Source organism: Nocardioides oceani, assembly GCF_030412965.1.
In the GTDB taxonomy this organism is placed as follows: Bacteria; Actinomycetota; Actinomycetes; order Propionibacteriales; family Nocardioidaceae; genus Nocardioides; species Nocardioides oceani.
Window position 1 is genome coordinate 569,259 of sequence record NZ_JAUHJQ010000002.1, and the last position, 25,579, is coordinate 594,837.

Annotated in this window: 26 protein-coding genes and 1 riboswitch; of the genes, 11 read left to right on the plus strand and 15 right to left on the minus strand. The window is 71.4% G+C overall.

The annotated features are described in order from the left end of the window. Positions 1-21 precede the first annotated feature (21 nt). The 4 genes from ctaC (at position 22) to QWY28_RS08315 (ending at position 4,500) form a co-directional block, all read left to right on the plus strand. Positions 22-960: an aa3-type cytochrome oxidase subunit II gene (ctaC, locus tag QWY28_RS08300; protein WP_300951915.1), complete on the plus strand. Its 939-nt coding sequence runs from the start codon at positions 22-24 to the stop codon at positions 958-960. Beyond that, positions 957-2,711, plus strand: coding sequence for an aa3-type cytochrome oxidase subunit I (gene ctaD, locus QWY28_RS08305; protein WP_300951916.1), 1,755 nt, complete (start codon positions 957-959; stop codon positions 2,709-2,711). The genes ctaC and ctaD overlap by 4 nt, the downstream gene beginning before the upstream one ends. Continuing rightward, positions 2,708-3,124 carry a cytochrome c oxidase subunit 4 gene (locus QWY28_RS08310; RefSeq protein ID WP_300951918.1) on the plus strand — a complete coding sequence of 139 codons (417 nt, stop codon included), beginning with the start codon at positions 2,708-2,710 and terminating at the stop codon, positions 3,122-3,124. Before ctaD ends, QWY28_RS08310 begins: the two co-directional genes overlap by 4 nt. 143 nt (positions 3,125-3,267) lie before the next feature. Beyond that, complete coding sequence (locus QWY28_RS08315) at positions 3,268-4,500, plus strand: L,D-transpeptidase (protein WP_300951920.1); 1,233 nt, start codon at positions 3,268-3,270, stop codon at positions 4,498-4,500. Between the two features lie 29 nt (positions 4,501-4,529). Here QWY28_RS08315 and QWY28_RS08320 read toward each other — a convergent pair whose 3' ends face one another. The 5 genes from QWY28_RS08320 to ctaE form a co-directional block, all read right to left on the minus strand. Next, on the minus strand, positions 4,530-5,570 hold the full coding sequence (locus QWY28_RS08320) for an LLM class flavin-dependent oxidoreductase (RefSeq protein WP_300951921.1): 1,041 nt from the start codon (positions 5,568-5,570) through the stop codon (positions 4,530-4,532). Positions 5,571-5,697: 127 nt separating this feature from the next. Then, a complete protein-coding gene (gene qcrB, locus QWY28_RS08325; protein ID WP_300951922.1) occupies positions 5,698-7,449 on the minus strand; it encodes a cytochrome bc1 complex cytochrome b subunit in 1,752 nt (583 codons plus the stop codon). A gap of 3 nt (positions 7,450-7,452) precedes the next feature. Further along, a complete protein-coding gene (qcrA, locus tag QWY28_RS08330; protein WP_336622411.1) occupies positions 7,453-8,595 on the minus strand; it encodes a cytochrome bc1 complex Rieske iron-sulfur subunit in 1,143 nt (380 codons plus the stop codon). After that, the gene (qcrC, locus tag QWY28_RS08335; RefSeq protein WP_300951924.1) at positions 8,592-9,467 is read right to left on the minus strand and encodes a cytochrome bc1 complex diheme cytochrome c subunit; all 876 of its coding nucleotides are present in this window, start codon (positions 9,465-9,467) and stop codon (positions 8,592-8,594) included. Before qcrC ends, qcrA begins: the two co-directional genes overlap by 4 nt. A 74-nt stretch (positions 9,468-9,541) precedes the next feature. Beyond that, complete coding sequence (gene ctaE, locus QWY28_RS08340; RefSeq protein ID WP_439117239.1) at positions 9,542-10,180, minus strand: aa3-type cytochrome oxidase subunit III; 639 nt, start codon at positions 10,178-10,180, stop codon at positions 9,542-9,544. A gap of 74 nt (positions 10,181-10,254) precedes the next feature. Between ctaE and QWY28_RS08345 the strand changes: the two genes are divergently transcribed. After that, positions 10,255-11,199 (plus strand): cytochrome c oxidase assembly protein, encoded by a 945-nt coding sequence (locus QWY28_RS08345; protein WP_300951925.1) that lies wholly within the window; start codon positions 10,255-10,257, stop codon positions 11,197-11,199. Here the strand turns inward: QWY28_RS08345 and QWY28_RS08350 are convergent. Further along, positions 11,183-12,499, minus strand: coding sequence for a hemolysin family protein (locus QWY28_RS08350; RefSeq protein WP_300951927.1), 1,317 nt, complete (start codon positions 12,497-12,499; stop codon positions 11,183-11,185). The genes QWY28_RS08345 and QWY28_RS08350 overlap by 17 nt on opposite strands. Positions 12,500-12,508: 9 nt before the next feature. Next, positions 12,509-13,018: an Rv1443c family protein gene (locus QWY28_RS08355; RefSeq protein ID WP_300951928.1), complete on the minus strand. Its 510-nt coding sequence runs from the start codon at positions 13,016-13,018 to the stop codon at positions 12,509-12,511. 59 nt (positions 13,019-13,077) lie between these two features. On the opposite strand from QWY28_RS08355, the gene QWY28_RS08360 reads away from it, so the two are divergent. After that, positions 13,078-13,503 carry an Rv3143 family two-component system response regulator gene (locus QWY28_RS08360; RefSeq protein ID WP_300951930.1) on the plus strand — a complete coding sequence of 142 codons (426 nt, stop codon included), beginning with the start codon at positions 13,078-13,080 and terminating at the stop codon, positions 13,501-13,503. Between the two features lies 1 nt (position 13,504). After that, a complete protein-coding gene (trpD, locus tag QWY28_RS08365) occupies positions 13,505-14,530 on the plus strand; it encodes an anthranilate phosphoribosyltransferase (protein WP_300951932.1) in 1,026 nt (341 codons plus the stop codon). Between the two features lie 20 nt (positions 14,531-14,550). On the opposite strand, the gene QWY28_RS08370 is transcribed toward trpD, so the two are convergent. From QWY28_RS08370 to QWY28_RS08400, 7 genes are all read right to left on the minus strand, one after another. Further along, complete coding sequence (locus QWY28_RS08370) at positions 14,551-15,174, minus strand: GNAT family N-acetyltransferase (RefSeq protein ID WP_300951934.1); 624 nt, start codon at positions 15,172-15,174, stop codon at positions 14,551-14,553. After that, complete coding sequence (locus tag QWY28_RS08375) at positions 15,171-16,673, minus strand: DUF2142 domain-containing protein (RefSeq protein ID WP_300951935.1); 1,503 nt, start codon at positions 16,671-16,673, stop codon at positions 15,171-15,173. The genes QWY28_RS08370 and QWY28_RS08375 overlap by 4 nt, the downstream gene beginning before the upstream one ends. Continuing rightward, positions 16,670-17,542 (minus strand): glycosyltransferase family 2 protein, encoded by an 873-nt coding sequence (locus QWY28_RS08380; protein ID WP_300951937.1) that lies wholly within the window; start codon positions 17,540-17,542, stop codon positions 16,670-16,672. Before QWY28_RS08380 ends, QWY28_RS08375 begins: the two co-directional genes overlap by 4 nt. Continuing rightward, entirely contained in the window at positions 17,539-17,901 is a 363-nt protein-coding gene (locus tag QWY28_RS08385; RefSeq protein ID WP_300951939.1) for a DUF2304 domain-containing protein, read from the minus strand. The genes QWY28_RS08380 and QWY28_RS08385 overlap by 4 nt, the downstream gene beginning before the upstream one ends. Then, complete coding sequence (locus QWY28_RS08390; protein WP_300951940.1) at positions 17,898-18,584, minus strand: glycosyltransferase family 2 protein; 687 nt, start codon at positions 18,582-18,584, stop codon at positions 17,898-17,900. The genes QWY28_RS08385 and QWY28_RS08390 overlap by 4 nt, the downstream gene beginning before the upstream one ends. A gap of 138 nt (positions 18,585-18,722) precedes the next feature. Further along, a complete protein-coding gene (locus QWY28_RS08395) occupies positions 18,723-19,001 on the minus strand; it encodes an Lrp/AsnC family transcriptional regulator (RefSeq protein ID WP_300951942.1) in 279 nt (92 codons plus the stop codon). A 42-nt stretch (positions 19,002-19,043) separates the two neighbouring features. Further along, on the minus strand, positions 19,044-20,852 hold the full coding sequence (locus tag QWY28_RS08400; RefSeq protein WP_300951943.1) for a DEDD exonuclease domain-containing protein: 1,809 nt from the start codon (positions 20,850-20,852) through the stop codon (positions 19,044-19,046). Between the two features lie 90 nt (positions 20,853-20,942). Between QWY28_RS08400 and QWY28_RS08405 the strand changes: the two genes are divergently transcribed. Next, complete coding sequence (locus QWY28_RS08405; RefSeq protein WP_300951945.1) at positions 20,943-22,214, plus strand: NYN domain-containing protein; 1,272 nt, start codon at positions 20,943-20,945, stop codon at positions 22,212-22,214. On the opposite strand, the gene QWY28_RS08410 is transcribed toward QWY28_RS08405, so the two are convergent. Next, positions 22,215-22,805, minus strand: a complete 591-nt coding sequence (locus tag QWY28_RS08410; RefSeq protein ID WP_300951946.1) for a class I SAM-dependent methyltransferase — start codon at positions 22,803-22,805, stop codon at positions 22,215-22,217. Between the two features lie 115 nt (positions 22,806-22,920). On the opposite strand from QWY28_RS08410, the gene QWY28_RS08415 reads away from it, so the two are divergent. From QWY28_RS08415 to QWY28_RS08425, 3 genes are all read left to right on the plus strand, one after another. Beyond that, a complete protein-coding gene (locus QWY28_RS08415; protein WP_300951948.1) occupies positions 22,921-23,985 on the plus strand; it encodes an acyltransferase family protein in 1,065 nt (354 codons plus the stop codon). Positions 23,986-24,015: 30 nt separating this feature from the next. Next, a complete protein-coding gene (locus QWY28_RS08420) occupies positions 24,016-24,222 on the plus strand; it encodes a hypothetical protein (RefSeq protein WP_300951950.1) in 207 nt (68 codons plus the stop codon). Positions 24,223-24,395: 173 nt separating this feature from the next. Next, a riboswitch (cyclic di-AMP (ydaO/yuaA leader) is annotated at positions 24,396-24,562 on the plus strand. 11 nt (positions 24,563-24,573) lie between these two features. Further along, positions 24,574-25,557, plus strand: coding sequence for a C40 family peptidase (locus QWY28_RS08425; RefSeq protein ID WP_300951952.1), 984 nt, complete (start codon positions 24,574-24,576; stop codon positions 25,555-25,557). Positions 25,558-25,579 lie beyond the last annotated feature (22 nt).

The following is a 25,579-nucleotide window of genomic DNA, read 5'->3' on the forward strand; positions in this document are numbered from 1 at the left end:
ACCCAAGAGGAAGGCTCGTTCGTGGGTCTGCAACTCCCCCCGCGAGGGGTCGGGAAGGCCGGGCGCGCCCGCCGGACGCCCCTGCTCGCCGCCGTTCTCGGCGTCGCCGTCGTGCTGCTCGCCGGGTGCTCCTCGGAGAACCGGGACGACTGGAAGAACCTGGCGATGCCCTCGCCCGTCACGGAGCAGGGTGAGCACACCCTGGCGCTGTGGCAGGGCGCCTGGGTCGCCGCCCTGGTGACCGGTGTCGTGGTCTGGGCTCTCATCTTCTGGGTCGTGTGGCGCTACCGCCGCCGCAGCGACGACGAGATCCCGATCCAGACGCGCTACAACCTGCCGCTCGAGGTCTTCTACACCCTCGCGCCGATCATCATGGTGATCGTGTTCTTCTCCCACACGGTGCGGGTGCAGAACATCGTGCTCGACGACCCGACGCCCGACAACACCGTCGAGGTCGTCGGCCAGCAGTGGTCGTGGACCTTCAACTACGGCCTCGGCGAGCAGGACCCGTCGGCCAACGACGAGGTCACCGACGACGAGTACGCATACGAGGAGTACGCCTACGTGAGCGGCACCGGCTCGGACATCCCGACGCTCGTGCTGCCGGTCAACCAGACCACCCGCTTCAACCTCTACTCGCCTGACGTCATCCACGACTTCGGCGTGCCGGCGTTCCTCATGAAGATGGACGTCATCCCGGGTCGGGTGAACCACTACCAGGTCACCCCGAAGGAGATCGGCACCTACTCCGGCAAGTGCTACGAGCTCTGCGGCGTCTACCACTCGCGGATGCTCTTCAACGTCGAGGTGGTCAGCGAAGAGGACTACGCCGCCTACCTCGAGGAGCTCGAGGGGACCGGCAACACCAGTGACGGCCCGCTCATCGGTGGAGAGAACGCCGACACGCAGGTCGGCCTCACCGACGAGGCGGACGAGTACGCCGAGGGAGACGCAGAATGACCGCAACAGCAGCACGCACGGCCGACATGGCGGCCGCGCGGAAGCCCCTGGGGCAGCAGCTGGTCCGGATCATGACCACCACGGACCACAAGCTGATCGGCAAGCTGTACCTCGGCACGTCGTTCTTCTGGTTCATCATCGGCGGGCTCATGGCCCTCCTGATCCGGTCCGAGCTGGCCTACCCCGGACAGCAGGTCGTCAACGACGAGCTGTACAACCAGCTGTTCACGATGCACGGCACGATCATGCTGCTGCTCTTCGCGACGCCGCTGTTCTTCGGCTTCGCCAACGTGATCATGCCGATCCAGATCGGTTCGCCGGACGTCGCGTTCCCGCGGCTGAACATGTTCAGCTACTGGCTGTTCCTCTTCGGTGGTCTCATCGCCGCCTCCGGCTTCCTCACCCCGCAGGGCGCGGCCGACTTCGGTTGGTACGCCTACACGCCGCTGAGCGACGCGGTGCGCTCGCCCAGCGTCGGTGGCGACCTGTGGATCATGGGCCTCTACCTCGCCGGTCTCGGCACGATCCTCGGTGCGGTCAACTTCATCACCACGATCATCTCGATGCGTGCGCCGGGCATGACCATGTTCCGGATGCCGCTGTTCACCTGGAACACGCTGATCACCAGCCTGCTGGTCCTGATCGCGTTCCCGATCCTGGCCGGCGCGCTGCTGATGCTCGAGGCCGACCGGCAGCTGGGGGCCCACGTCTTCGACGCGGCCCACGGCGGGTCGATCCTGTGGCAGCACCTGTTCTGGTTCTTCGGGCACCCCGAGGTGTACATCATCGCGCTGCCGTTCTTCGGCATCATCACCGAGATCCTGCCGGTCTTCAGCCGCAAGCCGATCTTCGGCTACGTCGGCCTGGTCGGCGCGACGCTCGCGATCGCGATCCTCTCGGTCGCGGTGTGGGCCCACCACATGTTCGTCACCGGTGCGGTCGACCTGCCGTTCTTCTCCGGCATGACGTTCCTGATCGCGGTGCCCACCGGCGTGAAGTTCTTCAACTGGATCGGCACGATGTGGGGCGGGTCGGTGTCGCTGGACACCCCGATGCTGTGGAGCTTCGGCTTCCTCATCACCTTCCTCTTCGGTGGCCTCACCGGCATCATCCTGGCCAGCCCGCCGCTGGACTTCCACGTGACCGACTCCTACTTCGTGGTCGCGCACTTCCACTACGTCGTCTTCGGCACCGTGGTGTTCGCGATGTTCGCCGGCTTCTACTTCTGGTGGCCGAAGATGACCGGCCGGATGCTCGACGAGCGCCTGGGCAAGGTCCACTTCTGGCTGCTGTTCGTCGGCTTCCACACCACCTTCCTCGTTCAGCACTGGCTGGGCGTCGAGGGCATGCCGCGCCGGTACGCCGACTACCTCCCCGAGGACGGCTTCACCGCCCTCAACCAGGTCTCGACCATCGGCTCGTTCCTGCTGGCCGCGTCCACGCTGCCGTTCTTCTACAACGTCTACATCTCGGCGCGGGGTCCGAAGGTCCTCGTGGACGACCCGTGGGGCTGGGGCCGCTCGCTCGAGTGGGCGACCAGCTGCCCGCCGCCGCGCCACAACTTCGTCACGATCCCGCGGATCCGCTCGGAGTCGCCGGCCTTCGACCTGCACCACCCCGAGGTCGCGGCCATCGAGATGGAGCAGAACCAGGCCGCGCGTGACGGCGGCTTCGCCGACGCGCCGGACATGGAGGGTCGCGCCGACCTGATCGACGACCGCACGCCGAACGACGAGGGGACCGACCGATGAAGTCCGAGGCCTGGATCTTCGCGATCTGCACCGTCTTCCTGGTGCTCGTCACGCCGGCGTACTGGTTCGTGACGTCCGCCAGCGACCACGGTGGCGACTGGACCGGCACGTCCGCGCTGGTCATGACCACGCTGCTCGTGGCGATGGTGACGCTCTACCTGGGCTTCCACGCCCGGAAGATGGACCCCCGCCCCGAGGACCGCAAGGACGCCGAGATCGTGGAGGGCGCCGGCGAGCTCGGCTTCTTCCCGCCGTACTCCTGGTGGCCGCTGTGGTGCGCCCTGACCCTCGCGGTCTGCGTGCTCGGCATCGCCGCCGGAGCCTGGTGGATGTTCATCATCGGCAGCGTGCTGGGCGCGATCGCGCTCAGCGGGTGGGTCTTCGAGTACTACCGCGGCGAGCACGCCCACTGAGGCTGCCGCCCGTCGCTTCGAGGAAACCCGCCGTCCGGTGCAACCGGACGGCGGGTTTTCGTGTCTCAGCAGTGTCAGCACCTACCCTCGGAGGGTCGGCCGGCACTGCGCCGGAGCCCTCGATCGATCGCCGTGGAGTCCGCATGTCCGAGCGTCGCGCCCGCACCCGTCGGGGTGCCGCCCTCGCCGCCGCCCTCGTCCTCACCCTGCCACTGGCCGCGGCCTGCGACAGCACCGACGCGGCGTCCGGCCGGCCCGACGGCCCCGGCACGACCGCCGCGGGCGCCGAGCCCGGCGCGACGGGTCGGATCACGCCGAACGTCGCCGGTGGCGCCCGGCCCGTCCCGGTCGACACGGTGGTGGAGGTCGCGGCCGAGGGCGCGGTCCTCGACACGGTGCGCCTGGAGCCCGTGGGCGGGCCGACCCAGGAGGCGCCCGCCGTCGCGGGGCGGCTCACCGCGGACGGCAGAGCCTGGCGCGCCGAGGAGCGCCTCGAGCCCGGCGTGGCCTACGTCCTGCGCGCCCGGGGCGAGGACGCCGACGGCAACGTGCTCCGGCGCGCCGAGCGGTTCCGCACCGTCGACCTGACGCTGGACCAGCAGACCTACCCGTCGGTGGCGCCGCTGGACGGCGAGACGGTCGGCGTCGGCATGCCCGTCATCGTGACCTTCGACGTGCCGGTCACCGACCGCGCCTCGATCGAGCGGCACCTCGAGGTGGACGCCCGCCCGGCCCAGCCGGGCACCTGGCACTGGATGAGCGACACCGAGGTGCACTACCGCCCGAAGACGTACTGGAAGCCGGGCACCGAGGTCAGCGTCGACGTCGACGTCAACGGGATCCCGGCGGGCGGCGGCATCTACGGCCAGGTGAGCCGCACGGTCGACTTCACCGTCGGCGACGCCCACGTCTACCGGGTCGACGCCGCGGCGCACCACATGAAGGTCTTCTCCAACGGCGAGCTGCTGCGGACGATCCCGGTGACGACCGGCAAGCCCGGCTTCACCACCCGGTCGGGCACCAAGGTCATCATCGAGAAGTTCGACGTCAAGCGGATGAACTCCGAGACCGTCGGCATCGCCGCCGGCAGCGCCGAGGCCTACGACATCGACGACGTGCAGTGGGCGATGCGGCTGACGTACTCCGGTGAGTTCATCCACGCCGCGCCGTGGTCGGTCGGCTCCCAGGGGTACGCCAACGTCAGCCACGGGTGCACCGGCCTCAGCACCGCCGACGCCGGCTGGCTCTACGCCATGAGCCGCCGCGGCGACGTCGTGGAGTACGTCGGCACCGACCGCCCGATGACGCTCGACAACGGCTACGGCGACTGGAACGCCTCCTGGGCCGACTACCGGGCCGGCTCGGCGCTGGGCTGAGCCCGGCCGGCCGGCCGGTCCAGGTCGGGTCAGGCGTCGGCGAGCAGCTCGCGCACCCGCGGCGCCACCTCGGTGCCGTACAGCTCGATGCACTCCATCAGGTGCCCGTGGGGCAGCGGTCCGTGGGAGTACTTCAGGTCGAACCGGTCGAGCCCCAGCGCCCGGGCGGTCGCGGCGATCTTCGTGGCCACCGTCTCGGGGGACCCGACGAACAACGCCCCGTGATCGGCCTCGGCGTCGAGCTGCTCGCGGGTCGCGGGCGGCCAGCCGCGCTCGCGGCCGATCCGGTCGCGGTTGGCCTTGAAGTGCGGGAACAGGCGCTCGCGGGCCTCGTCGTCGGTCCGCGCGACGAAGCCGGGGGAGTGCACGCCGACGGGCAGCCGCGGCTGGCCGAGCTCGTCGAGCGCCCGGTGGTAGAGGTCGACGTACGGCGCGAAGCGGGCCGGCTCGCCGCCGATGATCGCCAGCATCAGCGGGAGTCCGTAGCGCGCCGAGCGGACGACCGACTCGGGTGACCCGCCGACGGCGACCCACGTCCGCAGCGGCTGCTCGGGCGCGGGCCACACCCGGGCGTCGACGAGCGGGGCGCGGGTCTCGCCCTGCCAGCTGAGCGGCTCCCCCTGGGCGGTCGCGAGGCGCAGCCGCGCGAACAGGTCGAGCTTCTCGCTGAAGAGCACGTCGTAGTCGGCGAGGTCGAAGCCGAAGAGGGGGAAGGACTCGGTGAAGGAGCCGCGACCCAGGGTCACCTCGGCGCGGCCGCCGGAGAGCGCGTCGATGGTGGCGAACCGCTCCATCACCCGGACGGGGTCGTCGGAGCTGAGCACCGTCACGGCCGAGCCGAGGAGGATCCGCTCGGTGGTGGTCGCGAGCCCCGCGAGGACGACGTCCGGGGCGGAGACGGCGTAGTCGTCGCGGTGGTGCTCGCCGACCCCGAAGGCGTCCACGCCGACGGCGTCGGCCAGCCGCCCCTGCTCGACGACGTCCCGCACGACCTGGGCGTGCTGTACGAGCGCGCCGTCGGGACCGGCGGTCACGTCGCCGAAGGTGTCGAGGCCGAGCTGGATCTCCATGGTCGCCTTCCGGTGGTGGGGCAGGGACGGGGGAGTGGTGGGCTCCCGCCGGTACGACGAGGGCCCCGGCCGCTGGTGCGGTCCGGGGCCCTCGGCTGGATCGTGCTCGGGCGTCAGTGCCCGGGCATCAGTGGTCGCGGCGGAGGGGCTCGTCCGCGACGGCGTGGTGCCCGTCGAGCTGGTGGCCGTCGGTGGAGACGCCCTCGAGCTCGTGCGCCTCGTGCTCGGCGTGGTGGTGCGCCTCCTCGAGCTCGGCCGCGGTCGGCTTCTGCACGTTGTCGGCGAACCAGAGCGTCTGCAGCTTGCCGCGCAGGCCGCTCATCCGGCCGACCGGCGCGGGGATGCCGTTCGCGTCGGTCCCGCCGCCGGTGCCGACCGGGACGTAGGAGGCCTCGTCGCGGTCACGCGCGGTCAGGGCGTAGGCCTTGGCCGTGTCGATCGGCAGGTGCCGCTCGCTGTAGCCACCCTCCGGCGAGCGCATGATCACGCCGGTCTCGTAGCCGTGCAGGAGCTTCTCGTTGTCCTGACGCTGGAGCGAGATGCACCAGCGGCGGGTGATCATGAAGGCCAGCACGGGCCCGAGGAACACCGCAGCACGCATGAAGTACGTGATCTGGTTGATGCTCAGGTGCAGCTTGATCGCGATGATGTCGTTGCCGCCCGCGGCCCACATCAGGCCGTAGAAGGTCATCAGCGCGACCATCAGCGCCGTGCGGGTCGGAGCGTTGCGCGGCCGCTGGAGCAGGTGGTGCTCGCGCTTGTCACCGGTGATCCACGCCTCCAGGAACGGCAGGAGGAGCAGGATCGTGAACATCAGGCCGGGCAGCACGATGATCGGCAGGAAGACGTTCCAGGACCAGGTCGTGCCCCAGAACTCCGACTCCCAGCCCGGCATGATGCGCAGCGCGCCGTCGGGCCAGCCCATGTACCAGTCCGGCTGCGAGCCGGCGGTCACCTTCGTCGGGTCGTAGGGCCCGAACTTCCAGACCGGGTTGATCGTCAGCAGACCACCCATCAGGGCGCTGACGCCGAAGACGATGAAGAAGAACCCGCCGGCCTTGGCGGCGTACACCGGGAGCATCGGGAAGCCCACGACGTTCTGCTCGGTGCGGCCGGGGCCGGGCCACTGGGTGTGCTTGTGGTAGACGAGCAGCAGCATGTGGGCGGCGATCAGCGCCAGCAGCAGGCCCGGGATCAGCAGGATGTGGATCGTGTAGAGGCGCGGGATGATCGCGTCGCCGGGGAACTCGCCGCCGAAGAGGAAGAACGACATGTAGGTGCCGATCACCGGGATGGACTTCATGAAGCCGTCGGCGGCCCGGACGCCGGTGCCCGAGAGCAGGTCGTCGGGGAGCGAGTAGCCGGTGAAGCCCTCGAGGGTGCCCAGGATCAGCAGCAGGCAGCCGATGACCCAGTTCATCTCGCGGGGCTTGCGGTGCGCGCCGGTGAAGAACACGCGCAGCAGGTGGATCATCATCGAGGCGATGAAGAGCATCGCGGCCCAGTGGTGCATCTGCCGCATCAGCAGGCCGCCGCGGACGTCGAAGGACAGCTCGAGGCTCGAGGCGTACGCCTCGGACATCGCGACGCCGCGCAGCTGGTCGTAGGAGCCCTCGTAGTGGATCTCGCCCATGCTGGGGTTGAACCACAGCGTCAGGAAGACACCCGAGAGCAGCAGGACCACGAAGCTCCACAGGGCGATCTCGCCCAGCATGAAGGACCAGTGGTCGGGGAAGACCTTGCGCAGGTTCTTCTTCATGGCCGTGGCGAGGCCGAGGCGCTCGTCGGCCCAGTTCGCGACGACGCCGGCACGGCCGGGCTTCTTCGCGACGGCCGCGGACGAGTTGCTCGTCGCGACCTTGCTCGTGTCGATGCTCATGTGTCAGCCACGCTCCCAGTAGCTCGGGCCGACCGGCTCGAGGAAGTCGCTCGTCGCGACCAGGTAGCCCTCGTCGTCCACCGCCAGCGGGAGCTGGGGGAGGGGGCGGGCTGCCGGGCCGAACACGACCCGCGCGGAGTCCGCGAGGTCGAAGGTGGACTGGTGGCACGGGCACAGCACGTGGTGCGTGGTGCGCTCGTACAGCGAGATCGGGCACCCGACGTGGGTGCAGATCTTGGAGTAGCACAGGACTCCGTCGACGGACCAGTTGTCGCGGCCGTCCCCGGGGATGATCTCGTCGGGCTCCATCCGGACGACGATGACCGCCGCCTTGGACTTGGCGATCTGCAGCTCGATGCCCTCGATGAGGTGCTCGCCCTCCTCGTCGACCTCGAAGAAGGCCTCCGGGACGGCGTTGACCAGGTCGCCGATCTCGAGGTCGGCAGCGCGGATCGGGGTGCCGACGACGTCGCGGACGACGCGCATGCCCTTGGTCCAGACGGTCCGCTCGAGGCCGGCACCGGGGTACTCCTGGTCGTCCTCGACGTCGCCGGGGAGCGGGCCGAGGTCACGCAGGAGGACGACGGCCGGGAGGCCGAGCAGGCCGACCGCGCCGAGGAGCGAGTTGCGCACCAGCGGGCGGCGGCCGATGCCGGACTCCTCGAGGCCGGCGTTCAGCGCGGCCAGGGTGGCCTTGCGGTCGTCGTCGGAGGAGCGGGCCGGGTGCCGCAGCTCGGAGATCTCGTGGTCGCCCATGAGCTTGCGGGCCCACTGGATGATCCCGATGCCGATGAGCAGCAGCGCGAGGCCGAAGGTGGTGCCGAGCGCGACGGTGGAGGCGCCGAGGCCGCCGACCGTGTCGTGGTCGTCCCCGATGTCGAGGGTGAAGTACGCGACGAGGAAGAGGATGACGCAGACGGCCGACAGGCCGAACATGCCGGCGACCTGGCGCTCGGCGCGCTTCTCGTGGGCCGGGTCGACGTCGGCGGGGCGCCACGCGTGCGCGGGCAGGCCCGGGTCCGCGATCGGCTCGGCCGACTCCGGCACCGCACCGGCCGAGCCGGCGGGGTTGTCGGGGAGGTTCTGCGACGACTCGCCCTCGTGCGGGTCGTTCTCGTGCGACTCGTGGTCGCGGGCGTCGGTCACGCCGCCTGTCCCTTCTTCTTCGTGGAGCGCGTGGTGTGGGCCGCGATCCAGATCGCGAACCCGACGAGGCCGCCGATGCCGACCAGCCAGGCGAACAGGCCCTCGCTCACCGGGCCGAGGCCGCCGAGGCCGAAGCCGCCGTACTCCGGCGTCTCGCGGAGCGACTCGAGGTAGGCGATGACGTCGCGCTTCTCCTCCGGCGGGAGGTTGCCGTTGGAGAAGTTCGGCATCTGCTGGGGGCCGGTGAGCATGGCCTCGTAGATGTACTTGGGGTCGGTCTCGTGCAGCGAGGGGGCGTAGCCGCCGCGCGGCATGGCGCCGCCGGCGCCGTTGAAGTTGTGGCAGGCGGTGCAGTTGGTGAGGAAGATCTGGCCACCGCGGACGATCGCCTCCTCGCGCTCCTCCTCGGTGAGACCGTCGAGGCTGTAGTCCTCGGGCTCGGGAGCGGCGGGGCCGGGGCCGAGTGAGGCGACGTAGGCGCCGAGGGCGTCGATCTCCTCCTGGGAGTAGACGACCTCCTTGTCCGGCGCCTGCTGACCGGGCTGCGACATCGGCATGCGGCCGGTGCCGACCTGGAAGTCGACGGCCGCCTCGCCCACGCCCACCAGCGGCGGGCCGAGCTGGGTGTCGCCGCGCTGGGTCAGGATGCCTTCGCCGTTCTGCCCGTGGCAGAAGGCGCAGCCGACGAGGAAGAGCTCACGGCCCTTCGCGACCTGCTCGGCGTCGCTCTCGGCGGAGGTGGCCTGCGCGGGCGCGAACGCGGCGTACAGGCTTCCGGTGAGCACCAGGCCGAGCAGCAACAGGACGACGCCCGCGAGCGGGCCCCGGCGATGCCGGGAGAGTCGACCTGCGGAACGGTTCAGGAGACGCACGTTGTGATCCTCGGGTCCTTGCGGGTGGGCGGGCTGCTGGGTGTGCTGCTGGTGGTGCTGAGGGGTGTTCGTTGCTACTTGACGAGGTAGATGGTCGCGAACAGCCCGATCCACACCACGTCGACGAAGTGCCAGTAGTACGAGACGACGATGGCGCTGACGGCCTGCTCGTGGGTGAACTTGCGCGCCAGGTAGGTGCGCCCGAGGACGAACAGGAAGGCGATGAGACCGCCGGTGACGTGGATCCCGTGGAAGCCCGTGGTCAGGTAGAACATCGTCCCGTAGGCGGAGTTCGGGATGGTCACGTCCTCCTGGATCAGGTTCGCGTACTCGACGGCCTGACCGGCGATGAAGATCGCGCCCATGACGTAGGTGAGGATGAACCACTCACGCAGGCCCCAGCCGCGGACGTTGAGGACCGAGCCGGCACGCCCGACCTGGCCGCGCTCGGCGGCGAAGACGCCGAGCTGGCAGGTCAGCGAGCTGAGCACCAGGATCGTGGTGTTCACCGCCGCGAACGGCACGTCGAGCAGGGCGGTGTTCTGGTCCCACAGCTCCGGGCTCACCGAGCGGATCGTGAAGTACGCCGCGAACAGGGCCGCGAAGAACATCAGCTCGCTCGAGAGCCAGATGATGGTCCCCACGCTGACCATGCTGGGACGGTCGTGATGCCCGTGGAGGCGGGAGGCCGGAATGGTTGCTGTGGTCGCCACGGCGCCATTATGTCCCGGGTCGCCGACGAGGGCACCCCGACCCCCTCTCAGGTGCTGGTCATAAAGTTCACACCGTGTCCGGCGCTCCTCTCCTCGTGGCCCTGACCGCTGTGCCGCAGCTCCCCGAGCCCTCGTTCGGAGCCTTCTTCTCGCAGTGGTCCCTGGCCCCCGTGCCCACCGTCATGACGGTGTGGGTCGTGGGTCTCTACCTGCTCGGGGTCGCCAAGCTGCGCGCCCGGGGCGACCGGTGGCCCGTGGGGCGGACGATCGCGTTCGTCGGGGTGGGGATGGGCTCGTTCTACGTTGCGACGGCGTCGGGCCTGGCGGCGTACGACACGACGCTGCTGAGCGCGCACATGGTCCAGCACATGGTGCTCTCGATGGTGGTCCCGCTGGCTCTCGCGCTGGGCGCGCCGGTCACCCTCGCGCTGCGCACACTGCCCGCTGCACCGCGCCGGTGGCTGCTGGCGGTGCTGCACTCCCGGGTCGCCGCGGTGCTGTCGTTCGCGCCGCTGGCCTTCGCGCTGTACGTCATCTCGCCGTGGGCGCTCTACTTCACCGGCTGGTACGACGCGTCGCTGGCCTCGACCTACGTGCACGAGATGATGCACCTGCACCTGGTGCTGATCGGTGCGCTGTTCTTCTGGCCGCTCATGGGCATCGACCCGGTGCCGGGCCGGGTCGGCTACCCGTTCCGGGTGCTCCTGACCGTGCTGACGCTGCCCTTCCACGCCTTCCTCGGCGTGACGATCATGGGCCAGACCGAGCTGATCGGCGGGGACCACTACCGGGCGCTGCGCGAGGGCCCGATGGCCTCCTGGCTGCCCGACGCCGCCGACGACCAGCACCTCGCCGGCGGCATCCTGTGGGGCTCCGGTGACCTGATCGGCCTGGTGTTCTTCGGGGTGCTCTTCGCCCAGTGGGTGCGGTCCTCGATGCAGGAGGCCCGGCGGGAGGACCGCCGGCTGGACCGCGAGGAGGAGCGGGCGCGGGCCCGCGAGCTCAGCCCGCGTCCGTAGCGGGGGTCTCCCGGTCGTCCCGGGCACCCTCGTCCTCGACGGCGATCCGCGTCACCCGCGCCGCGTCCGTCTCTGCCACGCGGAGCAGCACGTCGCCGACGGGCACCGCGTCACCGGCCTCTGCGATGCGGCCGAGCCGGCTGACGACGTACCCGGCGACGGTCTCGTAGTCGCCGTCCTCGAGCTCGACCCCGGTCCGCTCGGCGAAGTCCTCGATGCTCAGCCCGCCCTCGAGCAGCAGCGACCCGTCGGGGGTGCGGACCTCGGGCTCAGGAGCGTCGTGCTCGTCGCGGATCTCGCCGACGATCTCCTCGACGAGGTCCTCGAGGGTCACGATGCCGTCGGTGCCGCCGTACTCGTCGACGACCACGGCGAGGTGGACGCCCTCGCGGCGCATCCGGGTGACCGTGGGCAGGACGTGGTTGGTCTCGGGCACGACGAGGACCTCGCGCTGCACGTCGCGGACGAGGCGGTCCCCGGCGTCGCGGAGGTCGAGCAGGTCGCGCACGTGCAGGAAGCCGGTGATGTCGTCGAAGCCGCCGGCGCCGGTGACCGGGTAGCGCGACCAGGACAGCCCCCGGACCTGGTCGACGGCCTCGGCCAGCGGCAGGTCGCCGGCGAGGAAGGCGACCTCGCGGCGCGGGCGCATCACCTCCTTGACGGTGGTGCGGCCGGCGGCGAAGACGTCGCTGAGGATGCGGCGCTCCTGCTCGTCGAGGCCCTCGTGGGTGGCGACGATGTCGCGCAGCTCCTCCTCGGACAGCTCGTCGTTGGTGGCGGACGGGTCCCCGCCGAGCAGGCGGACCAGCGCGTCGGTGGAGCGCGACAGCAGCCAGATCACCGGGCGCATGACGGTGGCGAACCGGTCGAGCGGGGGACCGACGAGCAGGGAGAGCTGCGCGGAGCGCTGGAGGGCCAGCCGCTTGGGCACGAGCTCGCCGAGGACCAGGGAGAGGTAGGCGATCAGCAGCGTCATCGACACCAGGGCCGCCGTGTCGGCGGCCCCCTCGGGCAGGCCGAGGTCGACGAGGTACGGCGCGACGTCGGGCGCGAGGGTCGACCCGCCGTACGCGGCGGAGAAGAAGCCGGCGACGGTGACGCCGATCTGGACCGCGGCGAGGAAGCGGTTGGGGTCACGGGCGATCGCGGCCACCCGGGCGCCGCGGGCGCTCTCGCGCTCCATGCGGGAGACCTGGCTGTCGCGCAGGGAGACCAGCGCGATCTCGGTGGCCGCGAAGACGCCGCCGACGAGGACGAAGAGCACGACCAGGCCGAGGTTGACGAAGGTCTGGGTGTCCACGCGGCGAACCTAGCGAGCGGTTCCTGAGCGTCCGGCCCCCGGCGGCCGGGCCCACGCGCGGAGGCGGCGGTGGCGGTGGGTGAAGAACGAGCCGACGACGTGGCGGGCGCCCGGCAGACGCGGCGAGAAGGTGAGCCGGTCGGTGACCTCGCACGTCCCCGCGTCGAGCGGCTGCACGGTCCGTTCGTGCTCCCAGCGCGGGAAGAGCAGCATCCGCGAGCGCTCGTGGAACCGGCGCCCGGGCTCGAGCGCCACGACGGTCATGTCGTCGAAGTCGACGGGGAGGACGCCGCCGGCGAGCAGCCAGGCCTTGCCGAGGGGGCGGCCCAGCAGCGGCGCGGCGTCGTCGACGGTGCCGCCGCGGAGTGCCGGCGGCATCGTCATCGACAGCCAGGGCCGCATCTCGTGACGGATGCCGGCCGGGCTGGTCACGCGCGCCCACACCTCCGGCGCCGGCCGCGGCACCGTCGAGGTGCGGACCAGGGTGGTGGGCTCCGTCGTTCGCTGCAGCGCCGGCATGTCCGGATCCTAGGGAGGGTCGTGGGCAGCGACCGGCCGTGCGTCGTACGATCCCGGGCGTGACCGACTCCGCGACCGCTCCGCTCAAGGTGCTCGTCTACAGCGACGACGTGAACACCCGCCAGCAGGTGATCCTGGCGCTGGGCCGGCGCCCGCACCCGGACCTGCCCGAGCTGGAGTACGTCGAGGTCGCGACCGAGCCGGTCGTGATCCAGAACATGGACGCCGGCCACGTCGACCTGGTGATCCTCGACGGCGAGGCCGTGCCCGCCGGCGGCATGGGCATCGCCAAGCAGCTCAAGGACGAGATCTACCAGTGCCCGCCGGTGGTCGTGCTGACCGGCCGCCCGCAGGACGCGTGGCTCGCGACGTGGTCGCGGGCGGAGGCGGCGGTGCCGCACCCGCTCGACCCGATCCAGCTCGCGGAGACCGTCGTCGCGCTGCTGCGCTCGCGGGTGCCCGCCTCGAGCACCTCCACCTCCTGAGGTGTCGACCTGGGCCGAGGTCCTCGGCGCGCTCGTCGCCGGGGAGGACCTGAGCGCCGACCAGACCGCCTGGGCGATGGGGGAGGTGCTCGCCGGTGAGGCCACGCCAGCGCAGGTCGCCGGCTTCGCCGTCGCGCTGCGCGCCAAGGGCGAGACCACCGACGAGCTGCGCGGGCTCGCCGAGGCGATGCTGGCGGCCGCGAACCCGATCTCCGTGCCGGGCCGGCTGCTCGACGTCGTGGGGACCGGCGGCGACCGGTCGTTCTCGGTGAACATCTCGACCATGTCGGCGATCGTCGCCGCCGGCGCGGGCGCGCCCGTGGTCAAGCACGGCAACCGCTCGGCCTCCTCGAAGTCCGGCTCGGCCGACGTGCTCGAGGCGCTCGGCATCCGTCTCGACCTGCCGGTCGCCCGGGTCGCCGAGGTCGCCGTGGAGGCGGGGATCACGTTCTGCTTCTCCGCCGCGTTCCACCCGGCGATGCGGCACGCGGCCGTCCCGCGCCGGGAGCTCGGCATCGGCACGTCGTTCAACCTGCTCGGCCCGCTCACCAACCCGGCCCGCCCCGCCGCGCAGGCCATCGGCTGCGCGGACGCGCGCGTCGCGCCGGTGATGGCCGGGGTGTACGCCGCGCGGGGCGTCGACGCGTGGGTGTTCCGCGGCGACGACGGGCTCGACGAGCTCACGACGACGACCACGTCGCGGCTGTGGCGGGTCCACGCGGGCGAGGTCGTCCCCGAGACCGTCGACCCGGCGGCGTACGACCTGGCGCCGGCGACGGCGGAGGACCTCCAGGGCGGCGACGCCGCGCACAATGCCGACGTCGTACGCCGCCTGCTGGCCGGCGAGCGCGGGCCGGTGCGCGACGCGGTCCTGCTCAACGCCGGGGCGGCCCTGGCGGTGCATGCCTCGCCGTCGCTGCCCGCCACGGAGTCGCTCGGCGACGGGATCCGCCGGGCCGGCGAGGCGATCGACTCCGGCGCCGCCGCGGCCACGCTGGAGCGCTGGGTGGCGGCCTCCTCCGCCTGACGGCCTTGCTCGGCCGAGCCTCAGAGGTCGAGGACGAACTGGCGACCGTTCGGGCGGAAGCCGAGGTGGGGGTAGTAGGCGCCGACCATCCCCGGCGGCGTCAGCACGTGGCGCAGGCCGAGGTCGCGCAGCACGCCGCTGCGGCGCCAGAGGAACTCGCCGGGGGAGAAGTCGCGGTAGCGGGGCGTCACGTAGTCGAGCTGGACGTGCGCGACGTCGCCGTCCTTGCGGAGCACGACGATCCCGACCGTCTCGTCACCCTTGAGCACCACGAACGCGTGCTGGCTGCCGGCCGGTGCCGGGTCGAAGTCGGGCTGGAAGCGCCGGATGTCCTCGGCGTGCGTGCGCAGGACGTGGCGCAGGTAGGCGTCCTCCGGCCGCACCTCGACGACCTCGAACGCCGCCTCGTCGTGCCGGTCGCGCGTCAGCCGCACGATCCAGTAGACGTTGATGACCGCCAGCACCGCGTTCATCCCCACCATCGGCCACACCCCGACGAGCGCGTTGAACACGAGCAGCACCAGGCAGCCGAGCAGGTTGAGCGTGCGGAAGCGCAGCACCCGCGCCTGCAGGAGCGAGTAGACCAGCAGCGCGCTCCCGCCCCACCCGACCACGTCGAGCCAGTGGTCCGCGAGCCAGGTCATCGGTGGAGAGTACTGGGCTCCAGTGTCAGCCGTCCCGGGGCCGGACCCTCGGGTTCCAGATGGCGCGACCGTGTCGCGACGGCGACGGCGACGCCCCACGCTGTCGCGCCGCTCACGACAAGCAGTGCGAGGACGCTGTCCGGCGGCACGAACCATGAGTCCGTGCCTGCCAGCGGGCTGGACAGTCGTTCGCCCCTGACGACGTCGAGGACGCCGATCAGCTCGACGGCTGCAGTGGGGACGACGACGGTCAGCGCGACGAGGGCCACCGCCAGCCGCCCGTGGACGTGCGGGAGCGGTGGTTTGGCGGCTGCGCACAGCAGGAGCGCTCCCAGCGCGAGGGGGTAGCTGTACCGGCCCTGCCAGGCGATGCCGAGCTCGGCGTGCGTCAGGAGGGTCGCGGCCGACGGCACCAGCACGGCGGAGACGACCACGAGTGCGACCGCGCGCCTGAGGCGGTGGTCCGCGGCGCGGAGGCCCACGAGGAGGATGACGGTCCAGACGGTCAGCGTGACGGCGTACAAGCCGAGCGGAGCGATCTCGTCCCGGGCCGGGAATGCAGCCACCGACTGGAAGAGCCACATCGCCCAGCCGCCGGGGAGCGCCGCCCAGGCGTCGCGCGTGACCCCGAGGGGGCCGCCCGGGTCGTTCGTCCGTGCCGCGGCGGTCCAGCCCAGGGCAGCGACTCCTGCCACCACGAGGAGGCCCGCGGTCGCCGCGCCGGCTCGGGAGCGCAGCAGTGCGAACACCCGCGGACGCCCCAGCAGCAGGGACCCGCCGGCGAGGATGAGGACCAACCACAGCGGCCCCAGCGTCCGCACCATGACAAGGCCCAGGCCGCCCATCGCCACGGCCCCGAGGTAGAAGCGGTCGGGGGCCGGGCTCCTGGACGAGTCGCGCCTCAGGCCCACGATGCCCACCCAGACGAGCACGGCCGAGGCCAGCTCCACGCCGTTCGGGGCGGCCACGGCACTCGAGTACAGCACGATCGGCGTCAGGACCGACGCGAAGCACATCCAGGTCCACCTCGAGGACCCGCGACGGGCGAGCACGAACGCCGCGGCGCCGAGGAGGAACGCACACAGGAGGGCCGCGCAGACTCTCATCGCGTACAGGGCGGCGACACCGTCGAACGGGAGGGCCGCGGAGCCGACGAGCGCGTAGAACACCGGGTTGTAGCGCGCCGCCGAGCTGGCGACGGTCGTCCTCCCGTCGCCGTTCGACGTCCCCTCGCAGTTGTCGGGGGTCGTGTAGGGCAGCGACTCGCACACGGGGTGAGCGCTGTCGACGACATCCCGCGGTACCTGCAGCCGGTCCCCCCATCCGTCCGGGGAGCGAGGGTGGGTCGGGGACCAGTCACCTCGCGCCACCGCGGCGGCCTTGTAGGCGTGCTCGTGCTCGTCCAGCCCCCGGTAGGGCGGGACGGTGAGGACCCAGGCCGCCTGCAGGCACAAGGTTCCGAGCACGAACCACAGGGCTGCGCGCGCCGGGGCGGTCACGAGGGGCCTACCCGCAGACGGCCGCCGGTCCGTCGCCGTGCGACGTGCGCGACACCGCGATGAAGCCGGCTGGTCACGTGCCATCGTGCAGCGCGCGCAGCGCGGGGCCAACCCATGGCGCTGAAAGCGGCCTCGAGCTCGGAGAACAGGAGGCGCTCCTCGACGAAGCGCGTCCGCGTCGACGCCGCCAATGACGACTCGCTCAGTCCGTGTCGCCGGTACTGGAACGCCTCAACATCCGTCAGGGCCAGGACGCCGCCGCGACGGACGACCTCGACGGCCAGGGCCAGGTCGAGCGTGGTCGGCAGGTCCTGGCGGAAGCCGATCTCCTTGATGCGGCTGCTGCGCCAGGACAGCGCGGGGAAGTAGAGCCAGTTGCCGTGCATCAGCGACGCGGCCAGACCTTCCCCGTGCAGCTCGGCCGCAGGCTGCCTGGCTCGGAGCAAGCGCTTGACCCGGTCGGCGAGGGGCGCCGAGCGGCGCCCGCTCTCGTCGATCACCTGCACCGCGGGTAGCACCATGTCGATCGTCGTCCCGTGGGTGACGACTTCCCTGATCGTCCGCACGTAGTGGGGGAGGAGGACGTCGTCGCAGCCAGGGAAGACGCACCACTCGTGGTCGACGAGGTCCAGCGCCCGCTGGAAGTTGCGTGTGAGACCGAGCCGCTCCGGGTTGGTGACCCACCGGACGCGGGGGTCCTCGAGCCGCCGCTGCCATGCCGGCGTGCCGAGCCCGTCGTGCCGGCCGTCCTCCACCACGGTCAGTCGCCACCGCGGGTCGTCCTGCGCGAGAACGCTGTCGACGGTGGCGGCGAGGTAGTCCACGCGCCCGTAGAAGGGGACGACGATGTCGATCGCGTCCAACGTCATGACTCGGGCACACGCTCCCGCTCGTCGGTACGGCGCGCCAGTTCCAGCTCGAGGAGCGCCTGCGACCGCGCCACGGTCGCGAGCCGCTCCTCGACCGTTCGGAGGCGCTGCCGCTGGGCGATGGAGCTGAACAGGAAGGCCACTACGAGGAGATAGAGCACCAGGTCGGTGCCGCGGCCCACGCCCATGAGGTTGGCGACCCTGCTGACGAGGTCCGGGGCCATGACCGCGGTGACCCAGCTCGCGGCGAAGAGGAGACCGCCGAGTCGAGTGGCCGCCAGCTGGCGGCCACCGCTGCTGCGGAGGAGCCACCACCCCGCCATCGCCACACTGGCGATGAGGAATACCTTGATGATCACAGCGCCGACCTCAACCGCTGGCTGGTCAGGTCGTAGACGATGTTGAAGGCGTTCAGGTTCGACTGGCCCTTGCGGCGGGAGTACTCGGTGTACGCGATGGTGGTCGGGTGCTCCGCCCAGCTGAGCCGAGACTGCGTGATCGCCGACTCGAGCTCGGTCGCGTATGCCATGCCCGGCTGACGCAGCCTGATCGCGCCGATCGCGCGCCTGCTGAGCACCCGCAGCCCGTTGTGCGTGTCGGTCAGCGCAAGGCCCGTCGACCAGCGCGAGTAGCGCAGGGCGGCCGCGAGGAGCAGTCGGCGTGCGAGCGGCTGGTCCGTGGTGGATCCGAGGGCTCGGGACCCGAGCAGCACGTCCACCCCGGTTCGGCGGCTGGCCTCGACCATGGCGACCGCGTCCGCGACCCGGTGCTGCCCGTCGGCGTCGAAGGTGACCGTGAGGCCCGTGCCCGGTCGGCGGGAGAGCAGGTCGAAGCCGGTCTGCAGGGCGGCGCCCTGGCCGAGGTTCACGGGGTGCCGGAGGACGAGGGCGCCCGCCGTCCGCGCCACGCTGGCCGAGTCGTCCGAGCTGCCGTCGTCGACGCAGACGATGGTTGCGAAGTGCTCGCGCAGCTCGGCCACCACTGTGCCGACCACCGACGCTTCGTTGTACATCGGCACCAGCACGACCGTCGTCTGATCCATCTCGCCTCCCGCTTCCAGTGGGAAGATTAGAAAGCGGACGGCTCGCGTAGGAGTACTCACGTACAGGTCTGGCCGACCGGTAGGAGAATGGCCCGAAGTGACTATCCGTTGCCCAGACGGGAGGTTGTCGCCGTCTACCTAGTCGAGGCCGAGGGAGAACGCCGACTCGAGGTCGTGCTGGGAGTAGGCGCGGAAGGCGATGTGCGTCTCGGTCGCGGTGACGCCCTCGACCTTGTTGAGGCGGTCGGCCACCACCCGCGCCACGTCGTCGTGGTCGCGGACCCGGACCAGCGCGATGAGGTCGATCTGCCCGGTCACCGAGTAGACCTCGCTGACCCCGTCGAGGGCTGCGATCGCCTCGGCCACCTCGGGGATGCGGGCGACGTCAGCCTTGACGAAGACGATGGCGGTGATCATGGGCCAGACCCTAGCCGTGACGGGCCTTCGGCCGGGCGATCCTCAGCGCGCCGGCTGGTGCACCGGCGCGAGGTCGCGGCGGTCGTCGAAGGGCACCAGCTCGGTCCGTGAGCGGCTCACCGCGTCGTGGACGGCGAGGTGCCGCGTGGCGCCGTCGACGGGGCAGACCCACTCGCCCTCGACGCCGACCAGGCGGATGCCCGGCGACTCCAGCCACCGGAGGATCTTCTCGGTCTCCTCGGCCGTGGCGACCGGCACCGGACCCGGGCCGCCGGAGACGGTCTCGGCGGAGGCGCGCAGCGACGCGACGTACGCATGGGCGTCGGCTCCCGGCGGGATGACGCCTGCGGCTGCGAGCCGGCCGTGCCGCACGACGTGCACCGCCCAGCGCCCGTCGTCCCCGCGCCGTGCCGCGACCACCTCGGGGCAGCGGGTGAGGGCGCTCAACCGCTGGGTGCGGCTGGCGGCACGGATGAATGCGGCGAGCCGATCGCGGTGGACGCCGGCCTCCTCGAACCGCTCGTCGGCCGCGAGTGCCTCCATCCGGACGTTGATCTGCTCCACGACCCGGTCCGGACGGCGCAGCAGCGAGTCCCGCAGCTGTCGCACGACCGCGGCGTACGTGTCGTGGTCGACCGTGCCGTCGCAGGGGGAGAGGCACCGGCCGAGCTCGGCGAGGACGCACGGCGTGCGGGACGGCGCCTTGCCGAACCGGTCTGAGCACTGCCGCAGAGGGAACGTGTCGTGCAGGGCGGCGAGGCAGTTCTCCGCCACCTTCCGCGAGGAGAACGGGCCGAGGTAGTCGGCGTCGTCGTCGAGGACCCGCTTGACCAGTGACAGCCGCGGCCACGGCTCGCGAGTCAGCTTCACGAACGTCGTCTTCTCCGGGAACCGCGAGCGGCGGTTGTAGCGTGGCTTGTGCTCGGCGATCAGCCGCAGCTCGCGGACCTCGGCCTCGAGCGGCGTCGCGCACTCGATGCCGGTGACGCTGTCGGCGATGCCGACCATCTCGCCCATCCGGGACCGGGTCTCGGAGGCGGTGAAGTAGGTGCGTACGCGCGTCCGGAGGTCCTTGGACGTGCCGACGTACAACACCCGGCGCTCGTGGTCGCGGAAGAGGTAGACCCCGGGGGCGTGCGGCAGGCCCTCGGCGAGGTGGCGCTTGCGGCGCTGGGCGGTGCTCACGCGTCCGGAGAACGTCTGGAGCTCCTCGAGCGTGTGCACGCCGAGGCCGCCGAGGCGTTCCATCAGCCCGTGCAGGACGTCGACGGTCGCGCGGGCGTCGGAGAGGGCGCGGTGGTTGGGGGTGGTGGCCGAGCCGAACGCCCGGGCGAGCGAGGAGAGCTTGCAGTTCGGTGCGTCGTCCTTGGTGATCACGCGGCGCGCCAGCCGGGCGGTGTCCAGCACCTCGAACGCCGGCCAGGGCCGCCCCTGCTGCTCGCAGAAGTGCTTGAGGAAGCCGACGTCGAACGGGGCGTTGTGGGCGACCAGCACCGTCCCGGCCGCGAACTCCAGGAACGCGGGCAGCGCCGACTCGACCGGAGGCGCATCCGCGACCATCGCGTTGCTGATGCCCGTGAGGACGGCGATGAACGGCGGGATCGGGCCGCGGGGATCGACCAGGGTCTGGAACTCGCCGAGCACCTCGCCGCCGCGCACCTTGACCGCGCCGATCTCGGTGATCATCGAGCCGCCCTCGGCGGAGCCCCCGGTCGTCTCGAGGTCGACCACGGTGAAGGTGATGTCGCGGAGCGGCCTCCCGAGCTCGTCGAAGCTCCGTTGCGACTCCCAGGTCGCCCGGCCCGCCGAGGGCCGGCCTCCCGGGTGCTCGGTGGAGAGGGTGCTGCTCATGCGGGCGACGCTAGGCGCGGGCGCCGACAATCCCGTGACGGCTCGCGGAATAGGCTCGTCGTCGTCCCTCCCGACCGTCTGGAGCCACCGTTGTCCACCTCCTCCTCGTCGCCCGCGTCGGCCCCGGCCCTCGCGCAGCTGCCCGAGCCCGTGCAGGCCCGCGTGGTGGCGATGACGGCGGAGGTGCTTCCCGCGCTGGGTCAGCTGCCGCCCGCGCTCCGCCGGGTCGCGACCTTCGCCCCGGCCCGCCGGGCGAAGCTGGGCGCGACGGCGATCGCCTCGGCGCTGCGGGACGAGGAGCTGCGTGGCCGCGTTGCGTCCCACCTCGTGGTGCAGCCGGCGACGGCGGCCACGCCCTTCGACCGCGCGGCGACGGCCTGGCTGGTCCGGACCGGCGCGTGGGAGGAGGAGCTGGCGGCCGCCCTCCACGGCGTCGTCCCGGCCGGCCCCACCCGCGAGGAGACCGAGTTGTCCCGGCTGCGCGACCGGCTCGACGCTGCCGAGCGTGCGGCCCGTGAGCAGCGGGCCATGCACCGCGCCCAGGTTGACGAGGTCAAGGGCGAGAACGCGACCCTGCGGCGCCGGCTCGGGGAGGCCCGCGCCGCGGAGAAGGCGGCTCGGGCAGCCGGCGAGCAGGCGGCTGCGGAGGTCGACGGTCTGCGTCGCGAGGTCGAGGCCCTGGCGTCGGCGCAGGAGCGGGAGGTACGCCGGCTGCGTGCCCGCGTCGCGGAGCTCGAGGCGGACGCCTCGGCCGGGCGCCGCGCCGTACGAGCGGAGCGGGACGAGGCCACCGTGCGGGCGCGGGTCCTGCTGGAGACGATGATCGACGCCGCCGCCGGTCTCCGCCGCGAGCTGGGCCTGCCGTCGGTGAGCGGCGCACCGGCCGACCGCGTCGAGGCCGGGCTGTCGGCCGGTGTCGCGGACGGGGCACGGCTCCTGACCGGCGCCTCGGCCGGCCTGCTCGAGCAGTACCTCGCCATGCCGCGCGCCCGGCTCATCGTCGACGGCTACAACGTCAGCAAGAACGTCTGGCCGACCTCACCGCTCGAGGCGCAGCGGATCCGGCTCGTCAACGGCCTCGCGCCGCTGGTGGCCCGGACCGGCGTCGACACCACCGTGGTCTTCGACGCGGGCCAGGCCGGTCAGGGTGCCCGTCCGGTGGTCGCGGCGCCCCGTGGCGTCCGGGTGTACTTCAGCCCCGAGGGCACGATCGCGGACGATGTGATCAGGGACTTGGTCGCCGCCGAGCCGGCGGGCCGCGTGGTCGTCGTCGTGACCGGTGACCAGGCCGTCCTGGCCGACGTCACCCGCGCGGGCGCACGCGGCGCCTCGGTCGACGCCCTGGCGGCGCTGATCAGCTGATCAGTGCTTGACCGCTTCGACCACGAACTCGTTGTACCTGAACACGCGGCCGGCCCTCCGCGGCAAGGGAAAGCTCGATGCTCGTCGCACTTGCAGGCCGGACTGTGCGAGGAGATTCGCGATCTTCCCGTCGTCGAACCACTCGACGTGCGTTGGATCGGAGGCGAAGCCCCGTTCCTGGGGACAGATGACGAGGACTCGGCCGCCCAGGCGCACAGCCGGTAGGTGCTCCTCGAGCAGCGCCCTCGCCTCGCCAATGGTCATGTGCTCGACGACGTGCGCAAGGAGGAGGGAGTCGAAGGACCCCGCCACGGCCTGATCGGCCCGGCGCCACTCGGCGACCGTGAAGGCCGCAAGCCCGCGCCCACGAGCAACGCGGACGGAGGCCTCGTTGTGGTCGACCCCAACTGACCCGTCAGGCAGCCAGGCGAGGTTCCGGCCGATACCGCAGCCGACGTCGAGTGTTCGGCCGAGGCGGTGACGACGAAGGTGCCAACGGTAGGGCGTCTGGACATTCAGAAGCCGTTTCCAGCGGGCGTCGCTGAGCTGGACCAATCGGTCGGCGTAGTCCTCGCCAGAGGTGCCATCCACTCGGCAAAGATAGTCCGAACGTCGTCGCTGACGTAGTGCAGCCGACACTGGGAACGACCCGCGAGGCCAGGGGCGTTCGTGGGACAGGATCGAGCCGCGCCGCGACCATCGGACCGTGCCGCAGTCCACGACGCTTGGTGCGCGCTATGACAGCGCTGCTCCGAACAGTCTCACCTTCCTGCGGCTGCTTCTCGCTCTTGAAGTGGTGATGTGGCACGGCGTCTCGTTGCGAGGCGGCGTCCTGCCTCCTGCTGTCCAGCGGGTCGTCAGCGACGTGGGTGTCGATGCCTTCTTCGGGATCTCGGGCTTCCTCATCTGCAAGTCCTGGTGCGGCCGACCGAGCGTGCGACTGTTCGCGGTCGGGCGGGCACGACGTCTCCTCCCGGGCCTGTGGATGTCGCTCGTCGTGACGGCATTCGTGATCGTTCCGACAGCGTGCATGGCAGCCGGTGTTCCCGTTCCGCGGGCGACGGACCTGGTCGATTTCGTCTCGTCGAATGCGACGATCTGGGTGCGGCAGTGGGGGATCGCCGGCGCCGTGCCGAACCAGTTCGACGCTTCTTGGAACGGCTCGCTGTGGAGCCTGTGGTGGGAAGGGTCGTGCTATGCCGTCGTGGCGGCCCTCGGAGTGACACGCTCGATCCGAGCACGCACGGTCGGCGCCCTCTTCGTCGCAGTGTGGGGGGTAGCGGCAGCGGTCGAGGCGGCCGGCCTGCCACCGATGGTCGGTCCGGTCACCTTCTGGGGTCCCCTGCGAGCGGGACTGCCCTTCCTTGCCGGCGCCTTGCTCTACTGCCTTCGGCACAGGGTGCGTTTGTGCAGACCCACCGCGGTCGCTGCTGGAGCGCTTGTGCTCGCCAGTCCCGTTGCACTGGAGAACTACCGCCTCGTCGCCTCGATGCCGCTGGTGTACCTCTGCCTGTACGTCGCGAGCCGCGGCGCCCACGAATGGCAGGGGACGAAGCACGATGTCTCGTACGGCATTTACCTGTACTCGTTCCCGGTGCAGCAGGCACTCATCATGAACGGCTTGGCGGACCTGCCGTGGCTCGTCTTTGTGATGGTTTCGGGCGCCGTCACCATGCCGTTCGCGATTGCATCCTGGTTGCTCGTCGAGAGACCCGCGCTTGGTCGGGCCAGAGGTCGACAACGCGCTCGCCTTGCAGACGCTGTCTACTGACTGTCGGTGGGCACTGCCACGGTGTGCTGCATGACGACACGGATCGACTGCGACACCTGCGTGGTGCGGGGTCTGGCCTGCCATGACTGCGTGGTGACGGTGCTGCTGGGGCCGCCCCCGGAGCTGACCTTCGACGATGACGAGCGACAGGCTCTGGACGTGCTGGCGGAGAGCGGGCTGGTGCCTCCGCTGCGGCTGGTGCGACCAGTGGACGGGTACGACGTCGAGTCGGCGTGACTCCTGTGACGGCAGTGACGTGGGTGACCGCTGGGGGTAAAGAATCCGGCGCTCTCCCCAGAAACTGTTGCGACATACCGGGGAAGATTCGCGGGACACCGGACCCGCGACTAACCTGTCGTGCTCAGGCGCCCGTGGCAGTGGACCAACCGGTCTGCGCGGGCACCGCGTCGAGTCCTGGCCCGCTGCGGCGGTCCGGGAGCCGGGGAACCACCGGCGCTGCGCGCAGCGTCACTGGGGTGAATCACCCGCGAGGCACCGCACAGCGGTGAGGAGCGGGCGTAGGGCCTGTCGTGCCCGAACCCGTCAGCTCACCCGGTAGGCGTACGACACCGAGGAGACCGTCCGCTCGTGCTCAACGGCCGGAAGCGCATCATCCCCGCCCTCACCGGGCTCGCCCTCGTCGGACTCATCGGCATCGGCCCCTCCGGGCCCGCCCAGGCGGAGCCGGACATCGACGACGTCCAGGCCCGGGTCGACCGGCTGTTCCACGAGGCCGAGCAGGCCTCGGAGCGGTTCAACGACGCCAGGATCGAGCTGCGCGAGCTCAACAGCGACCTGCGCTCGCTTCGGGCCGACGAGGACCGCCAAGGTGACCGCCTCGAGGGGGTTCGCCAGCAGGTCGAGCGCTCCGTCGTCCGCCAGTACCAGGGCCAGGGCCTCTCTGCCGTCGGCCAGGTGATCGTCTCCGACGACCCGCAGGGCTTCCTCGCCGAGCTCTCGACGATGTCGGCCTTCGACGACCTGCAGGACCAGATGTACGGCGACTACACCGCCGAGCTCGAGGCTCTCGACATCCGTCGCGAGGCGACCCAGGACCGCGCGGCCCAGGTGGCCGAGGTCAAGGAGCAGCTCGCCGAGGAGAAGGCGGAGATCGACGAGAAGCTCGCCGAGGCCGAGGGTCTCCTCGACCGGCTCGAGGAGAAGGAGCGCGAGGCGCTCGTCTCCCGCGACACGACCCGCCCGCCGGTGTCCGTGCCGGCCTCGGGCCGGGCCGCGGCCGCCGTCGCGTACGCGATGGCCCAGGTCGGGGACGCCTACGTCTACGGTGCGGCCGGCCCCAGCGCCTTCGACTGCTCGGGCCTGACCATGATGGCGTGGGGCGCGGCCGGCGTGGCTCTCCCGCACTCCTCGAGCGCCCAGTACTCCTCCGGACCGCAGGTCGCTGAGAGCGACCTCCAGCCGGGCGACCTCGTCTTCTACTACAGCCCGATCAGCCACGTCGGCATGTACATCGGCGGCGGGATGATCGTGCACGCGGCCAACCCCGGCTCCGGCGTCACCACTGCGCCGCTGCACTCGATGCCGTACGTCGGCGCGGTGCGCCCTGGCTGAGCCCGTCCGTCCGGCCGAGGCC

Excerpts from the sequence above, each read along its gene's own strand:
- ctaD (WP_300951916.1), top strand. The coding sequence starts at position 957 with ATGACCGCAACAGCAGCACGCACGGCCGACATGGCGGCCGCGCGGAAG.
- QWY28_RS08310 (WP_300951918.1), top strand. The coding sequence starts at position 2,708 with ATGAAGTCCGAGGCCTGGATCTTCGCGATCTGCACCGTCTTCCTGGTG.
- QWY28_RS08315 (WP_300951920.1), top strand. The coding sequence starts at position 3,268 with ATGTCCGAGCGTCGCGCCCGCACCCGTCGGGGTGCCGCCCTCGCCGCC.
- QWY28_RS08320 (WP_300951921.1), bottom strand. The coding sequence starts at position 5,570 with ATGGAGATCCAGCTCGGCCTCGACACCTTCGGCGACGTGACCGCCGGT.
- qcrB (WP_300951922.1), bottom strand. The coding sequence starts at position 7,449 with ATGAGCATCGACACGAGCAAGGTCGCGACGAGCAACTCGTCCGCGGCC.
- QWY28_RS08355 (WP_300951928.1), bottom strand. The coding sequence starts at position 13,018 with ATGCCGGCGCTGCAGCGAACGACGGAGCCCACCACCCTGGTCCGCACC.
- QWY28_RS08370 (WP_300951934.1), bottom strand. The coding sequence starts at position 15,174 with ATGACCTGGCTCGCGGACCACTGGCTCGACGTGGTCGGGTGGGGCGGG.
- QWY28_RS08380 (WP_300951937.1), bottom strand. The coding sequence starts at position 17,542 with ATGACGTTGGACGCGATCGACATCGTCGTCCCCTTCTACGGGCGCGTG.
- QWY28_RS08390 (WP_300951940.1), bottom strand. The coding sequence starts at position 18,584 with ATGGATCAGACGACGGTCGTGCTGGTGCCGATGTACAACGAAGCGTCG.
- QWY28_RS08395 (WP_300951942.1), bottom strand. The coding sequence starts at position 19,001 with ATGATCACCGCCATCGTCTTCGTCAAGGCTGACGTCGCCCGCATCCCC.
- QWY28_RS08400 (WP_300951943.1), bottom strand. The coding sequence starts at position 20,852 with ATGAGCAGCACCCTCTCCACCGAGCACCCGGGAGGCCGGCCCTCGGCG.
- QWY28_RS08420 (WP_300951950.1), top strand. The coding sequence starts at position 24,016 with ATGACGACACGGATCGACTGCGACACCTGCGTGGTGCGGGGTCTGGCC.